At 38.8% G+C, this 16284-nt stretch carries 16 protein-coding genes; 1 reads left to right on the top strand and 15 read right to left on the bottom strand.

What is annotated here, in order from left to right:
- Nucleotides 1–36 precede the first annotated feature (36 nt).
- From FS802_RS21025 to nuoA, 13 genes are all read right to left on the bottom strand, one after another.
- Nucleotides 37–741 carry a YwmB family TATA-box binding protein gene (locus FS802_RS21025; protein WP_371399484.1) on the bottom strand — a complete coding sequence of 235 codons (705 nt, stop codon included), beginning with the start codon at nucleotides 739–741 and terminating at the stop codon, nucleotides 37–39.
- 51 nt (nucleotides 742–792) lie between these two features.
- The gene (locus FS802_RS21020) at nucleotides 793–1029 is read right to left on the bottom strand and encodes a DUF1146 family protein (protein ID WP_000940744.1); all 237 of its coding nucleotides are present in this window, start codon (nucleotides 1027–1029) and stop codon (nucleotides 793–795) included.
- Between the two features lie 212 nt (nucleotides 1030–1241).
- Nucleotides 1242–2756 carry an NADH-quinone oxidoreductase subunit NuoN gene (gene nuoN, locus FS802_RS21015; RefSeq protein ID WP_353753163.1) on the bottom strand — a complete coding sequence of 505 codons (1515 nt, stop codon included), beginning with the start codon at nucleotides 2754–2756 and terminating at the stop codon, nucleotides 1242–1244.
- A gap of 7 nt (nucleotides 2757–2763) precedes the next feature.
- Nucleotides 2764–4266 carry an NADH-quinone oxidoreductase subunit M gene (locus tag FS802_RS21010; protein ID WP_098655137.1) on the bottom strand — a complete coding sequence of 501 codons (1503 nt, stop codon included), beginning with the start codon at nucleotides 4264–4266 and terminating at the stop codon, nucleotides 2764–2766.
- Nucleotides 4263–6125: an NADH-quinone oxidoreductase subunit L gene (gene nuoL / locus FS802_RS21005; RefSeq protein WP_144525437.1), complete on the bottom strand. Its 1863-nt coding sequence runs from the start codon at nucleotides 6123–6125 to the stop codon at nucleotides 4263–4265. Before nuoL ends, FS802_RS21010 begins: the two co-directional genes overlap by 4 nt.
- A 29-nt stretch (nucleotides 6126–6154) precedes the next feature.
- Nucleotides 6155–6469, bottom strand: a complete 315-nt coding sequence (gene nuoK, locus FS802_RS21000) for an NADH-quinone oxidoreductase subunit NuoK (protein ID WP_000100078.1) — start codon at nucleotides 6467–6469, stop codon at nucleotides 6155–6157.
- A complete protein-coding gene (locus FS802_RS20995) occupies nucleotides 6462–6986 on the bottom strand; it encodes an NADH-quinone oxidoreductase subunit J (protein WP_144525435.1) in 525 nt (174 codons plus the stop codon). Before FS802_RS20995 ends, nuoK begins: the two co-directional genes overlap by 8 nt.
- Nucleotides 6983–7402, bottom strand: coding sequence for an NADH-quinone oxidoreductase subunit NuoI (nuoI, locus tag FS802_RS20990; protein WP_000677191.1), 420 nt, complete (start codon nucleotides 7400–7402; stop codon nucleotides 6983–6985). Before nuoI ends, FS802_RS20995 begins: the two co-directional genes overlap by 4 nt.
- Before the next feature lie 25 nt (nucleotides 7403–7427).
- The gene (gene nuoH / locus FS802_RS20985) at nucleotides 7428–8429 is read right to left on the bottom strand and encodes an NADH-quinone oxidoreductase subunit NuoH (protein ID WP_000573437.1); all 1002 of its coding nucleotides are present in this window, start codon (nucleotides 8427–8429) and stop codon (nucleotides 7428–7430) included.
- Entirely contained in the window at nucleotides 8429–9529 is a 1101-nt protein-coding gene (gene nuoD / locus FS802_RS20980; RefSeq protein WP_000621434.1) for an NADH-quinone oxidoreductase subunit NuoD, read from the bottom strand. Before nuoD ends, nuoH begins: the two co-directional genes overlap by 1 nt.
- A gap of 3 nt (nucleotides 9530–9532) precedes the next feature.
- Nucleotides 9533–10894: an NADH-quinone oxidoreductase subunit C gene (locus FS802_RS20975; RefSeq protein WP_144525433.1), complete on the bottom strand. Its 1362-nt coding sequence runs from the start codon at nucleotides 10892–10894 to the stop codon at nucleotides 9533–9535.
- Entirely contained in the window at nucleotides 10891–11409 is a 519-nt protein-coding gene (gene nuoB / locus FS802_RS20970) for an NADH-quinone oxidoreductase subunit NuoB (protein ID WP_000236331.1), read from the bottom strand. The genes FS802_RS20975 and nuoB overlap by 4 nt, the downstream gene beginning before the upstream one ends.
- Nucleotides 11400–11768: an NADH-quinone oxidoreductase subunit NuoA gene (gene nuoA / locus FS802_RS20965; protein ID WP_000179273.1), complete on the bottom strand. Its 369-nt coding sequence runs from the start codon at nucleotides 11766–11768 to the stop codon at nucleotides 11400–11402. The genes nuoB and nuoA overlap by 10 nt, the downstream gene beginning before the upstream one ends.
- A gap of 282 nt (nucleotides 11769–12050) precedes the next feature.
- On the opposite strand from nuoA, the gene FS802_RS20960 reads away from it, so the two are divergent.
- A complete protein-coding gene (locus FS802_RS20960) occupies nucleotides 12051–14780 on the top strand; it encodes a putative bifunctional diguanylate cyclase/phosphodiesterase (protein ID WP_098720637.1) in 2730 nt (909 codons plus the stop codon).
- 16 nt (nucleotides 14781–14796) lie between these two features.
- On the opposite strand, the gene FS802_RS20955 is transcribed toward FS802_RS20960, so the two are convergent.
- On the bottom strand, nucleotides 14797–15450 hold the full coding sequence (locus FS802_RS20955) for a DUF975 family protein (RefSeq protein WP_098708138.1): 654 nt from the start codon (nucleotides 15448–15450) through the stop codon (nucleotides 14797–14799).
- Between the two features lie 47 nt (nucleotides 15451–15497).
- On the bottom strand, nucleotides 15498–16280 hold the full coding sequence (locus FS802_RS20950) for a DUF975 family protein (RefSeq protein ID WP_098708137.1): 783 nt from the start codon (nucleotides 16278–16280) through the stop codon (nucleotides 15498–15500).
- Nucleotides 16281–16284 lie beyond the last annotated feature (4 nt).

The following is a 16284-nucleotide window of genomic DNA, read 5'->3' as shown; positions in this document are numbered from 1 at the left end:
ATTCCCCTCCGTGTCCTTTTTTCAGTATCTATTCACTCAATACTCAGAAGTTATGATCGGTGTGCCAACCACAATTGTATCTTTGTTGTCTGTAGAACGTATTGCTATTTGCACATTTATTTTCTCTCTATTTGTTGAAAGAGCGTCATCCCACTTTTTATTGTATGCGGAGACTGACACAAATGCTCTTTCTTCTATCTGTTCGATCGCTCTTGCTGAAAGATCTTTCAAAACCTGATTGGTTTTATTTTGCAAAACACCTTCAATCTTATCATTCAGTACACCTTGAACACAAGTGTAAATTATAGGTTTTTCACTAAAAATTTTATTTGTTTTCTGAATGTACTTCGGGTCCCATTTCGCCCCGCTTACTTCAAAAATAATGAAAGTGTTTTCTTTAGTATTTTCCTTACTCCATGTTACTACTACTCGTTCTTCATAAGAAGAAAACTTTTTATAGGATGTAGCTTTATATCCATCTGGAGATTGCTCTAATTCCCACTTTTGAATATTCGCCTTGTCCTTCACATCGTTTAACAACTTTTGAAACGTATGTATATTAGAAATTGTTTTTGTTTCTCGCGCTAACCATGACCACTTCTCTACTTTAGCATCATTTTTCTCTAAAGTTGCAATCATGCTCTCCATTTTCTGTTCATCGCTGATCGGTTTCATCTCTCTATATCCAACCAAAAATAAAACAACACTTATCACAACAATAAGAATGGCTTTAAGCTTCAATTTCATCCCCTCCTATCCCCATTGTTAACGGAGATATGAGGTTCTATACACTTACTTTACTAAATACGTTAAACTCTTTGAATAGCCTAAATAATCAAGGAAAAAGTTACTTACAGATGTCCCAATTGCAATTGTAATTAGGATGAGTAACACTCGCGTCTGCATCACCTTTCCAGACTTCATTAAACGCTCAATGTGAACACCTTGTAAGGCCCACCACGTAATGGTAATAAACAATAAATGCGAAACAATGGCAATCAGTGCTTGTTGCCCTAAAAGATGTGCCAAAAAATCGACCCCTTTTTACCCAGCTACTACTTACGAAATACTATAAAAACGATACCATAATAAGTAGGAGCCACACTTTTTCAAATACAAATAAGCATCTTACATTTCACTTCGTAATTTGCTCTCAAAAAACATATACCTACATGCATTTTCAATTGTAATTCACACAAAATAAAAAGCGCAGAGTAACAACTCCACACCTTTTATTTTCACTATTGTACCACGTTCCCTAAGAAGAAGAAATCCTTCATTAATGGAAAATATTCATAAAAGAAATTGTATCCAATCATCGGCATAATCCCTAGTATTACAATCGAGATTGCACAAAGGCTCATAACAACCTTTATATTCAATGGCAAACGAATTTTCTCTTCCACTTCTCCCGTCCTGAAAAACATTTGCTGTAAAATACGGAAATAATATACGAATGAAATGACTGTCGTCCCCATCATAATGGAAGCTAGTACGTAATGAGCTGGCTCTACATGCAGTGCACCTAAAAAGATGTTAATTTTCCCGATGAAACCAGCTGTTCCTGGTATCCCGGCCAACGATAATATAAAAATCGTCATCACTATCGCTGTAAATGGCGACCGCTTATATAATCCGGTGAAAATGGTAATGTTTTCTTTGTCGCTTTGTAAGATTAAGCCGTGGATAATTGCAAACGCGCCTATATTCATAAGCATATACGCAAGCATGTAAAACCACACGCTATCCATCGTAAATGGTGATAATGCTACAAGCGGAACGAGTAAATACCCCGCATGTGCGATTCCCGAATAGGCAAATAGGCGTTTTACGTTATATTGCTTTAACGCTACTACGTTTCCAATAATCATCGTAATACTCGCTAGTACTGCAATGTATATGCTCATACGTCCGTATAAAGATTGCATGTCTCCTTGCACCGATACACTTGCAAAAACCATGAGAAACAGACGAATAATGAGTAAGAATCCAGCAATTTTAGAAATCGTCCCGAGAAAAGCAGTAACAGGCGTAGCCGCTCCCTCATATACATCTGGTGCCCACATATGAAACGGCACTGTCGCAATTTTAAACGAGAGTCCAACGAGTAATAGTAGAAATGCGAGAGCTAACAATAACTGAATACCACCAGCAAGCTCCCCTGCGAATACTTTTTGCATATCCACGATATTAGTTGATCCTGTAATACCGTATAAATAACTCATTCCAAAGAGCGTAATTGCCGTGCCAATACCTCCATTAATGACATATTTCATGGCCGCCTCGTTTGACGCACGGTTCCTTTTTCGTATTCCTACTAAAATATATGAAGAAAGTGAAAGCAATTCTAAACCGACGAAAAGTGTAATGAAGTCGACACTAGAAGCCATAAACATAGCCCCAAGGAGTGCCATTAAAAATAAGTAATAATATTCTCCCTTATCTTCAATTGGATTCTTCTTATCATCGCTCATGGCGGTGCATAAAATGAGGGCCGCTCCGCCTAATAACAACGTTTTGAATCCTTTTGAAAACCCATCTAACACAAACGATCCGTTTAAAATATCTCCTGTCGGTTCACCATATAGCGTAATTAATGAGACGATTGCTAATATGACGGCTGCGATTGCACTAAGCGCTACATATCTATGGTTCAACTTAAAAAACAAATCACATATGGAAAGAAGGATGGCAGCTCCGAGAATAATGAATTCTGGCACCATGAGATGCCATGATAAGCTAAGTAACGTATTCATATCCATCCTACTTCACCCCCAATGTTTTCAATGTATTTTGAAGCGGATCCCCTAATATTTCTGGCATTACTCCAATCGCAATAATGCAGAAGATAAGTAGCAATATAGGGACATACTCCCATCCGTGTATATCAGCTTTCGCTTCCCACTCTTTCTTACCAAATGTTACTTGAAGTGTCGCTCTCAATACGTATACAGCGGTTAAAATGATGCCAAGTACACCGACTGCAGCAATGACTGGCTCCCCTTGGAATAAACCGAGAAAGGCAAGAAACTCGCTAACAAATCCAGACATTCCTGGTAATCCAAGCGATGCCATTCCTCCTGCTAAGAAGAATCCGCTAAGTACCGGGACACTTTTTGCGAGTCCGCCAAGCGCTGTAATGTCCGAAGTTCCAAAGCGCTGTTCTATAACGCCAAGTAAGAAAAAGAGTAATGCTGCAATTAAACCGTGAGAGACAACTTGGAATAGTGCCCCTTGTATACCTGGTGCATTTAACGCTGCAAGGCCCATTAATACGATGCCCATATGCGAAATACTAGAGTAAGCAAGCACCTTCCGAAAGTCCGTTTGAATGAGCGCTAAGAATGCTCCGTACAATAAATTGATGACTCCTAAAATAGCAATAAACGTTGCAAACTCGCGAAAGTATTCCGGGAATAGCCCCTTTCCGAAACGAATCATACCGTATGCCCCAATCTTCAGTAAAACGCCCGCATGAAGCATAACTACAGCCGGATGCGCTTCAACATGCACATTGACCATCCAGCGATGTAACGGGAAAACGGGTAGTTTAATCGCAAAAGCAATCATTATGGCAAGAAACAAGCCGAACTGTAAGCTACTTGAGACAGCCATTCCTCCCCCAGCACCTACACTCGTTAATATTTCTTTAAGCTCTGTAATATTTGTTGTACCTGTTTTCGCAAATAAAACCGAGAAAACGATGAGCAAAATAGCGGAGCCAATACCGTTATATATTAAATAACTATAAGCAGCTTTTTCACTCGACAATTTCCCCCACTTCCCAATTAATAAAAACATTGGCGGCAACGTAATTTCAAAGAAGATAAAGAACAACATTAAATTTTGAGCAGCGAAGACGCCGAGCATCCCTATTTCTAACATGAGTAGCAGCATATAAAAGGCTTTCAAGTTCCTTTTAATAGTAAATGCCGCAATTGCTGCAAGCATCGCTAGAAGGGCTGTCAGCACCATCATAACGAGCGATAAACCATCAATGCCGAGCTCGTAATAAATGGAAAACCATCTTTTATCCACCGCTGCAAGATCCCCAAATTTAATCCATTTCACTTTTTCATCAAATAGCGACAAACTCTTTCCAGAAGCGTATGTACAAGCGAGAACGATAGCAATTCCAAATGGAAGCGCCGTTCCAAATAAACCAAGCGCTCGCACAGTACGCGATTCTTTTTTTGGCGTTAATACAAGTAAGAGAATTCCTAAAAGCGGGGAAAAAATGAAGAACGTTAATAACAAATCATTCATCGTAAATCCCCTCCCGTATAGAGCAAAATAATGACGAGTACTGCAAGCGAAACAGCTGTTACAGTGCCGTACACTTGTACATTTCCGTTTTGGAGTCTAGAACCGAGTCCGCTTATCCCTTTAACTAGACTCCCTATTAAAACGGCAATTCCTTCGACTACATACACCTCAAATAAGCGAAGCACATGAGCGATTCCCTTCGTAATAGGGAGCACCGTCATATTGTATAGTTCATCCACATAATATTTTTCTTTCAAAAAGTTATAAAGAGGTGTTCCCTCGCCCCCAGCCCAATCTCTAGAAATAGATTTCTTGCCATATATGAAATATGCAAGAGCAATCCCAGCAAATGAAACGAGCGTCGCAACAATCATAATCCAAACTGGTCCGTGTGCCTCTCGCGCTTTAAATGCTACATCTTTCGTAAGCCAATCTCCAAGAAACGTCCCAAACCATGGTGTATTTATATAACCTGCCACTACTGCAAGGACCCCGAGAACGATCATCGGATACGTCATAATGCGGGGCGATTCATGCACATCTTCCTTCGTCTTCACTTCCCCAGTAAAAACAAGGAAGTATAGCCGGAACATGTAGAATGCTGTTAAGAACGCTGCAATTACTGCTAATATGAATAAAACGTAATTGCCATTCATCCAAGTCACCGCTAAAATTTCATCTTTACTAAAGAAACCAGAAAGGAGCGGAACCCCACTAATTGCAAGTGTACCGATTAAAAATAGTGCACCCGTTACTTTCATCTTCTTCTGTAAACCGCCCATTTTATTAATGTCTTGCGTATGCACTGCATGAATGACACTTCCTGCCGCCAAAAATAGTAGCGCTTTAAAAAAGGCGTGTGTCGTTAAATGGAAAACACCAGCTACATAACCAGCAGATCCTAATGCGAGCATCATATAACCTAGCTGGCTAACCGTAGAATAAGCGAGCACTCTCTTTATATCCGTTTGTACAAGACCGATAGAAGCCGCAAAGATTGCGGTGAAAGCTCCAACGATTGCCACCGTCTGCATCGCCACCGCACTTGCTGAAAATAGCGGGAACATCGTCGCCACTAAATATACTCCAGCTGCGACCATCGTCGCCGCATGAATAAGTGCCGAAACAGGCGTCGGCCCTTCCATCGCATCTGGTAACCACGTATGAAGCGGGAACTGACCTGACTTCCCCATCGCACCGATAAAAATTAATATCGCTGTTATTGTAATCATCGTAGGGGTAAGATCACCCGTATGAATCGCCCTAAATATAGCGTCATATTCAAAACTACCTGCATGCCAGAAAATTAAGATCATCCCAATAAATAAACCGACATCTCCAATACGAGTCATAATAAAAGCCTTTTTCGCAGCAGCCTTCGCTTCTTCTTTAAAGAAATAAAAACCGATGAGTAAAAATGAACCAAGGCCGACTAACTCCCAAAATATATAAAGCTGTAATAAATTCGGTGATATAACAAGCCCGAGCATCGCAAATGTGAAGAGCCCTAAATAAGCATAAAAGGTTGGTAATCTTTCCTCACCTTTCATATAACCTTTCGAATACACATGTACAAGTAAACTCACAAGTGTAACGATAAACAGCATTAAAGCCCCTAATGCAGTCACTTCAAAGCCAAATGATATATCAATATCTCCCGTTCTAAGCCATACCCACTTATGCTTCAATCCTACTTTCGAAAACCGTTCTATTAATACAAGTACCGCAAATATAAAGGAGAGAAAGACGAGAAAAATACTAAGTACACTGCTTCCTTCTCTAATTTTCTTCCCGAATATAAGTAATAAAAAAAACGAAACAAGCGGGAAAAGCGGTATGAGCCATGCATAATCGATCATTGTTTCCTTCCCCCTTTTCGGTCACAATGTTATCCTTTGAGCGTATCCATTTCATCTACATGAACCGTCGTACGATTACGATACAAAGCAATTAAAATGGCAAGTCCTACCGCCGCCTCCGCAGCTGCTACAGCCATCGTAAACAGAGAGAAAATTTGCCCTGTTAAATTTGGGAACAAACCTAATTTACTAAACGCGACTAAATTTAAATTGGCCGCGTTAAGCATCAATTCAATACAAACTAATACAATCACTGTATTTCGCTTCGTTAAAGCTCCAAACAAACCGATGCAAAACAAAATAATCGCAAGCGTTAAATATGCAGAAGCTGGAACGCTACTCATTGGAATCCTCCTCTTTCTCATCCTTCTTCGCAAGTATAATCGCGCCAACAAGTGCTACAAGTAAAATAACTGAGGTTAACTCAAATGGAATAATATATTTCGAATAGAGAAGTGTACCGATTTGAAGTGTGTTTTTTTCATGGAGAGGTAAACTTCCTTGTGTGCTTTCATTTGCAAAATCAATATTGTTAACAGCGAAATACATAACTGCCCCAAATGCTACAATCGCAAAGAAGATAATCCATTTTCGAAGAGTAAGACGCGATTCATTTTCTGCGTTATGTTGCGTTAACATAATGCCAAAAATCATAATAATTGTAATCGCACCGGAGTAAAGTAAAATTTGTGCAACTCCGATAAATTCGGCCGATAAAAGAAAGTACAAACCTGCGATACTAAGAAATGTCAGAACGAGAGCTAGCATCATATGCATGACTTTCGTTAAGTTCAACATAAGAACACCGCCGATAATTGCAGACAAGGATAGTATAAAGAATGCTACAAACTCGCCATTCATGCTTTATTCTCCTTCCTGACATTTTCGTCGTTTTCGTCAAGCCACTGCAAATTTTTAAATAAGTCATCACGTGAATATTCCGCGAGTTCAAAGTTATTTGTCATAACAATCGCCTCTGTCGGACAAACTTCTGTACATAAATCACACAGAATACAAATTTCAAAATTAATATCGTACGTGTCGATAATTTTTCCTTTTTTCGTAGGATCCGGATGTTTTTTTCCCGTTAACTGAATACAGTCTGTCGGACAAATGTTGGAGCACTGATTACAAACAATACACTTTTCCGGATAAAACTTTTGAATGCCTCGAAAGCGGTCCGGCAACGGCAACGGTTGATTCGGATAATCATAAGTCACCTTCTTCTTACTCAAATTGCTTAATGTATATTTTAATCCTTTAAATAGTCCTTTCATCTCTTACTGGCACCCCCCTCATAGATTAGAAGAACAACTCCTTAATCAATGCCGTTAAGAAAATATTCGCAAGTGCAATTGGCAATAATACTTTCCAGCCAAACTCCATTAACTGGTCACCTCTTATACGCGGGAACGTAACGCGGAACCAAATTAATAGAAAGACTACACTGCTAAATTTCAAAGCAAACCATACAGCTCCCGGGATAAATCCAAGGAACATAACTGGATTCCATCCGCCTAAAAAGAGCACTGTAATTAAAGATGCCATTCCGAAGAAATATACGTACTCTGAAAGCATGAAAAACGCCCAGCGAAACCCTGAGTATTCCGTATGATATCCAGAAACAAGTTCCGATTCTGCTTCTGGTAAATCAAACGGCGTCCTATTTAACTCTGCTACCGCCGCGATTAAGAAAACGACGAAACCGATTGGCTGCACGAAAATGTACCAAACATTCTCCTGCGCCGCTACAATTTCATTTAAATTCAGGCTACCAGCTAACAAAACGACGCCAATTACACTCATTACGAGCGGAATTTCATAAGAAATCATTTGCGCCGCCGCACGCATCCCTCCTAAAAGGGAATATTTATTATTTGATGCCCATCCTCCGGTTACGACACCAATCGTCGTAATGCCAGAAACAGCAATGTAATATAGTAAGCCTACGCCAATATCCGCAAACTGAAATTTATCAGTAAACGGGATGACTGCAAGCACCATAAATGCCGGTGCGAATGCAATGACAGGCGCTAATATAAACAACGGTTTATCTGCCGCTTTCGGAATACTATCTTCTTTCAATAATAGTTTTAAAACATCAGCTACCGTTTGCAGTAAGCCGAACCGGCCCCCAACTTGGTTTGGTCCAATCCGCCCTTGCATAAAACCCATTACTTTCCGTTCTGCCAAAATACCATATGTAACGAAGCCCAGGACTGCAAATAATAGAAGCACCGCTAATCCGAAAAAAATGAAGAAATTCGTCCAGCTTGAAGGTGATTGTAAGAGCGTTTCAATCATTAGCCATCAACCTCCCCAAGTACAATATCAACTCCACCTAAAATCGTAATTAAATTGGCGATGTTTTCACCTTTCAATAACTTCGGTAAAATTTGTAAATTGTAAAAAGACGGCCTGCGAAACTTCAAGCGGTACGGCTCTTTCTTTCCATCACTAGCAATATAGCAACCAATCTCTCCTCGCGGCGATTCTATACGGACGAACGCTTCCCCTTTAGGCGCCTTAATGATTTTCGGCACTTTCGCTAGCACAGCTCCGTCTTTCGGGAACTGCTGGACAGCTTGCTCAACAATTTTTAATGACTCCTCAATCTCCTGCATGCGGCAAACGTAACGATCCCAAGCATCTCCCACACTCCCAACAGGAATATCGAAATCAAAACGATCATAAATGGAGTACGGTTCATCCTTGCGAAGATCCCAGTTTACTCCGGTACACCGCAAATTCGCTCCGCTTAAAGAATACGAAATCGCTTCTTCCGCGCTATATATACCAACGCCTTTTACGCGATTTAAGAAAATCTCATTACCGCTAACGAGATCATGATAACCTGCCAATTGCTCTCGCATATACGGAACAAACTCTTCCACTTTTTCAATCCAACCGTCCGGCGCATCCCACTTTACACCCCCGACTCTCATATAGTTAAAAGTAAGCCGAGCACCGCATAATTCGTTTAATAAATTTATAATCATCTCTCGTTCACGAAACGCGTATAAAAACGGGCTGACCGCTCCTATATCAAGAAGATTTGTCCCCCACCAAACGAGGTGGCTCGCAATCCTTCCAAGCTCCATTGCAAGTACTCGTAAGTATTCGGCACGCTCCGGGATTTCAAGCCCCATCATCGTCTCTACAGCATGGCAAATGACGTAATTATTCGTCATGGCCGATAAATAGTCCATTCGATCTGTATAAGGGATAATTTGTGTATACTGTAAGCTCTCGGCAATCTTTTCGGTCCCGCGATGCAAATATCCAATAACTGGTGTAGCTTCTTTAATAATTTCCCCGTCAATCTTAATAACAAGCCTGAACACACCATGCGTACTCGGATGCTGAGGCCCTACATTCAAAAGCATTTCTTCCGTACGGATCATAAGCTACACCTCCACATCATGCGGTTCATAATCTTTCCTAAGCGGATACCCTATCCAATCATCAGGCATTAAAATACGTGACAAATTCGGATGTCCCTTAAATACAATGCCGAGCAAATCATACGCTTCTCGTTCTGGCCAGTCCGCGCCTTTCCAAAACGCTGTCACCGATTCTACTTGTGGCTCTTCTCTATCCAGCTTCACCTTCACCGCTACTGACTGTTTCTTTCCATATGAAAATAAATGAACATATACTTCCATATGTGTCACAAAATCCGTCGCATGTAACTCTGACATATAATCAAAAGCAAGTCCCTCATGGAATCGCAGTAACTCCATTACTTCATAATATTTTGAGGGCTCCACCACAAGAGTTGGCACGTCTTTTGAAAGTTTATTAATGTAGGAATCTACTAATGTATCCTCTCCAATTTTCACCTTAATAACTTCAACATACTGATTTAAATACGGCTGATTCACGGATCGCTCTTCCTGCTTCGGCTCCTCTTCCGCTTTACCTTCAGCGCCCTTTGTCTTCGCCCTTGCTGCCGCTTTTGCTTTTGCCTCCGCTACTGCAATTGCCTTCGCCTTTTCATCTCCCGAATCCCCATCACCTTGAGAGGCCTTCTGCTTCGCTAACGCCGCTGCTTTTGCCTTTGCGGCCGCCACGGCCTTTGCTTTCGCCTTAGCCTTGTCCTCTTCCGTTACTTCTTCTGTTCCTTCTCTTTTTTGCTTCGCTAATGCCGCCGCTTTTGCTTTTGTGGCTGCTGCTGCCTTCGCTTTGGCCTTCTCTTCTTCCGTTACCTCTTCTGTTCCTTCTCTTTTTTGCTTCGCTAACGCTGCCGCTTTTGCTTTTGCAGCGGCGACTGCCTTCGCTTTCGCTTTGGCCTTTTCTTCTTCCGTTACCTCTTCTGTTCCTTCTCTTTTTTGCTTCGCTAACGCTGCCGCTTTTGCTTTTGCGGCGGCTGCTGCCTTCGCCTTCGCTTTGGCCTTCTCTTCTTCCGTTACCTCTTCTGTTCCTTCTCTTTTTTGCTTTGCTAACGCTGCCGCTTTTGCTTTTGCGGCGGCTGCTGCCTTCGCCTTCGCTTTGGCCTTCTCTTCTTCCGTTACCTCTTCTGTTCCTTCTCTTTTTTGCTTTGCTAACGCTGCCGCTTTTGCTTTTGCGGCGGCTGCTGCACGTCGTTTTGCTTCTTCCACAGTCATACTATCATTTTTTGGTAGCGCTTTCTCTTTTTCTCGATCTTCTTCCTCAAGTTTCCTTATTTCCGTATCATGTTTCGCAACAAGACGCTTTCTCGCCTCTTCTTTCGCACGCCTAGCCGCTTCTCTTTTCAAATCCTCTAGGTCTTTATTTGGATCACTCATTTATTCGTCACCTGCTTTCCCGTCTTTGCCTCGTAACGAATTTTTTCTTTCAATTTATTAATTCCATAAATTAAAGCGGCGGGATTTGGTGGGCAGCCAGGAATATACACGTCAACTGGTACAATTTGATCTACACCTTTCACAACAGCATATGAATTTACATATGGGCCACCTGCTGTCGCACAAGATCCCATTGCAATCACCCATTTTGGTTCAGGCATTTGATCGTATAAACGCCGAACAATAGGAGCCATCTTCTTCGTTACCGTTCCCGACACAATCATAACGTCCGATTGCCTTGGTGAAGTCCGAAAGAATGACCCAAATCGATCTAAATCGTAATGTGACGAACCTACTCCCATCATTTCAATTGCACAGCATGCTAGTCCGAATGTCATCGGCCATAAAGAATTGCTGCGTGCCCACCCTTTCAACTGCTCCAATGTAGAAAAAAAGATATTTCGTTCTAATTCCGCTCGTTCATTTGGATGTAATTCCTCAAAATTTATAACCATTGTAACACCTTCTTTTTCCAAGCATACGCTAATCCAACTAGCAACATTACAACAAAGATGAGCATTTCAATCAGTGCAAATAAACCGAGCTTGTCATATGCAACAGCCCATGGATATAAAAATAAAGTTTCTACATCAAAGATGACAAACAATAAAGCAAAAATATAATAACGAGCATGAAACCGAATGTTTGCATCATGAAAGGGCTCAATCCCACTCTCATACGTCGTCGCTTTCGCTGCACTTGGTTTGTTTGGACGCAGCATCCTTCCTAATGTAAGAGCCACTACCGGCAGCAATATGCCTAATAGCAAGAAAATCAAAACGATCATATAACTATTTTCATATACACTTGCCATTGTGAAACCCTCCCCCCTGAATTAAGAACAAGTTCACTTAGTAAACAATATGTCCTAGTTGCAGTAATTATTATTTTTAAATTTTTCTAAATAATGCAACTATTTTAATCATTATAGCAAACTTCAAATTCCTATGTCGATATGTTGGGAACAGAAACGAGAATTATTAAAATCTATTTTTATAACTCGCTATACCTGTGCAAAATAAGTATAGAAATTATATATGTTTTTCAATAAAAAATAAAAAGAGGAATTTATATGTATATACCGTGGGTGAGATAAATGAAAAAACAAACACATGTAAGTATTCTTATAAGCATTATATTGTTGTCTATAGCGATTCATTACGTGGCAATGCCTTTTCTATATGGATACTCATTTCCTTTTCAAATATTAATTGGAATGAGTACCTTATTCATTGATATTATCGCTTGTAGTTATATACTTTATTTTTCAAATAGGAAAGAAGGGTTACCTTGTTTATTTTGGACCATATTATCTGTTGGAACCCTCTCTTATTTCATTGGTGATTTAGTCGTTGCCTATCAACGTTTAATTTTAAAGGATTATTATACATTCGTTGATCCGTCTGACTTTTTTTACCTACTTTTTTTAATTAGCTTTGCATTTGCCTTTCTATATGAAATCATCTATAACCGCGATTTATTAGAAAAGCTTTTTATGATATGTGATATTTGTATTATTGTTACAGCCCAATTTACTTTAAGTTACTACTTACTTATCGAACGAACCATTCACGTTTCTTCAACATCCTATATCGACATATTTGTTCAACTTACCTATCCAATGGCCGATTTACTCTTTTTTCTCATAGGAATCAATCTTTTATTCAAGCCTTTATCCTTATTATCAAAAAAAGTTGGTGCGCTTCTTGGCGGTGCTTTAATTTTGTATGCTACTACAGACGCGATTTATGCTTATATCAAATACTTCACACCAGAGTATTCTATGTTTACAGTTACTCCTCTCTATCAAGTAGCTTTAGTACTAGTAGCAATCGCCTGTATTCTGCATACAAAAGAACCTGAAAAACAAGAACAAGTACTATTAACCCCTAAACTTGGAGAATCGATCAGATTATCATTACCTTATATTTCTGTAGTAATGCTTATTGTTTTTATATTAGTTGAATATGTTTTTGCACCTATTGTAGTAATCGGGCTTATGATAACTTTCTCCTTCGTTCTCATACGCCATAGTTTAGTTCGAAGACAAAATAAAATATTATTACTAGCCCAAATGCAATTCAACTCGGAACTCGAAAAACAAATTGAACTACGTACAGAAGATTTAGTAGAACAAAAAAATGAACTATATCATAACCAACAGATGTTTAAATCTTTATATGAGCATCATCCAGATCCAATCTTCACTTTAGATTTGTACGGTAATTTTCTCAAAGTGAATAACGCTGGTACTACTTTGCTCGGTTATCAAACGAATGAATTATTAAATCAGCCTTACTATTCACTTATGTATGAAGAAGATTTGGAAGAAATCATTAATGCCTTTCATCGCGTAAAAAAGGGGAAATCTATTTCTTTAGAAATACGGGCATATCATAAAAATAGAGATATTTACTACTTGCATGTTACAGCTGTTCCTATCTTTTTAAAGAATCATATTTCTGGCGTTTATTTAATGATTAAAGATATTACGGAAAGCAAACAACAACAAGAACAAATTAATTTTCTGGCATACCATGATACTTTAACAGAGCTTGCAAATCGCCGTGCATTTCATCAATATGTAGAACAAGCAATTGCTCGATCCGAAATATCAAAAAGGCCTTTTGCTGTTATGTTTCTCGACCTAGACCGCTTTAAGGTTATTAATGATACCCTCGGTCATAGGGTAGGAGACCTTCTATTAATTGCAGTAGCAAAAAGACTCGAAAGACTATCGACACCAAATATGAAGCTTGCCCGGCTAGCTGGGGATGAGTTCACAATCCTTATCGAAAATTATAAAAAAAGACCAGATGTAAAAAAAATAGCTGATACGATTGTAGCAGACATGAACGAACCATTCGAAATCGAAAATCAACATTTACAAATCTCACCGAGCATCGGGATTGCAATATATCCTGAAGCAGGTGAAGATCCATTGTCTATTTTACAGCATGCCGATATGGCCATGTACGAAGCAAAGAACAAAGGAAAAAATGGTAGCTCTCTGTACACGAAAGAATTGTATAAAAAAATGGAACGAAAAGCCCGAATTGAAAAAGATTTACCACTCGCTTTAGTAAACGAAGAATTTTATCTCGTCTATCAACCACAAGTTGATATTACGACGAAAAAGATTATTGGTGCCGAAGCATTAATACGCTGGAAACACCCACTCCTAGGTGACATTCCGCCATGTGAGTTCATTCCAATTGTAGAAGAGACGCCACAAGTCGTTCCGCTCGGTCATTGGGTATTAAAAGAATCTTGTCGCCAGTTAAAAATATGGCATACTTTTGGCTACAAAGATTTAAAAATAAGTGTGAACTTATCAGCAAAAGAGTTCCAGCAAGAGAATTTAATCAAGAACATTTCACAAATACTAACAGACATTAAAGTCGATCCAAAGCATGTAACACTTGAGCTAACAGAACGAATTGCGATGATCAACGAAAAAGAAACATTATCCAGGCTAAAGCAATTAAAGGAATATGGTATTCAAACGTCCATTGATGACTTCGGTACCGGCTATTCTTCTCTCGCTTATTTATCAATTTTCCCTATCGATACATTAAAAGTACCGAGAGAATTTACACAACTAGCCGATCATCGGCCTGAGGAAAGAGCCATCGTTTCCACTATCCTTTCCCTTGCGAATACTTTAAACCTTTCTGTCGTTGCTGAAGGAATTGAAACGGAAAAACAACTTAAGTTTCTACAAAATAACAACTGTAAATATATGCAAGGTTACTATTTCAGTAAACCACTTACTAGTCATCAATTTATAAAATTTCTACAAAAAACACCCAGTATGAACCAATAGCTCATACTGGGTGTTTTTATACTGTCGGAATTTTTTTCTCGTAATATTCCTCTGCAATTTCTTCATAAAAAGCTGCTGACGTCGTATAAAAATATGGAATTAGCCATAAGAATCCAATCCCTAATGTAATACAACTTAATATAAACCAACCAATAAAACTTAAACATAAAATGAAATACTCCATCTTATGTCCATCCATCATACGACGGCTTTCTGTAATAGCTTGATTTATAGAATACTCAGGATGATCATTTATTATAAAGTACGTCATCGCATAAGAAAATGATTTAATAATGCCTGGAATAATAAATAGTAAAAACCATAAGAAAATATAAATGTTCACTACTATATATAATAAAAATGACTTTATAAACTTACTTCCTTCTGTAAACCATCTGAATATATGCCCAATACGTGCTTCTTTTTCACGAATGATATGCAGTGCTAAATAATAACCACCTAGCGTTAATGGACCTACCATCAATATTGAAATAACGTCTACTGAAAGTGAGCTATTTGCTTCTTTCCAATCCCAAACCTGAGAGAAAATGAAATTAATACTAAAACTAAAAGCTGAAATAAGAATCGAAATCAATAATGTTGCACCGACAGATAATCCCCATTTCCCTTCTAATGAATCAAGCGCTTCTCCTTTTAAGTCACTAATCATAATGTTCCTCCTATACGTAATAACTCTATTAGTATAGCATGTCCCTACTACAATTCATCTTTTGAAAGATAGCGATAAAAATGCGCTGTCGTTGTACTCATATACGGACTAAGCCAAAGAAAACCTATTCCAAGTGTTAAAATCGCTAAAATACCCCATCCTATAAAACTAAGCCATAAAAGAAATAAATCTAACTTATGTCCCTTCATAAGATGCTTACTTTCTTTCATTGCTCGTGACACACTATACTCTGGATTTTCAACCATTACATAGTACGTCATCGTATAAGAAAAATACATCACAATCATAACAACGATTGAAATAGCTAATAGTACAAAGAAAGCGATAGTAAACGACGTATTTCCTTCTTCACCGAAAAATGCGAATAAGGCTACTAGCAACATTGGAATCCATGTACCTGTATATAACAAAATCGCAAGCATTGCCCACATTGTTTTCATCATTCTTTTAAAGCCACGAAACCCTTCGAATAAGTGATCTACTTTAGCACCTTCTCGTTTACTCATCTGTAAAAATACATTCGTATAACCGTATGAGGTAATTCCATACGATGCGTTACTCAAAATTATTATGATGCAATAAAAAATACCAAATGTAATACCTGCTCCAATTGATATTGTTTCCTCTTCAAGTGAACCTGTTAAACTAGCAAATAGTAAAAATATAATAACTCCTGGAATTAAAAGTATAAGCATTGCAGCCATTGAAACAACATAACTTAAAATAAAATATAAAATCGTTGATCCAACACCTAGTCCCCATTTTCCCTTTAAAGAGTGCAACGCTTCTCGTTTCATTTCACCGATCATTTAT

The organism is Bacillus sp. DE0042, assembly GCF_007680225.1.
GTDB classification, from domain to species: Bacteria; Bacillota; Bacilli; order Bacillales; family Bacillaceae_G; genus Bacillus_A; species Bacillus_A wiedmannii.
This window is presented reverse-complemented; position numbering and strand designations above follow the sequence as displayed.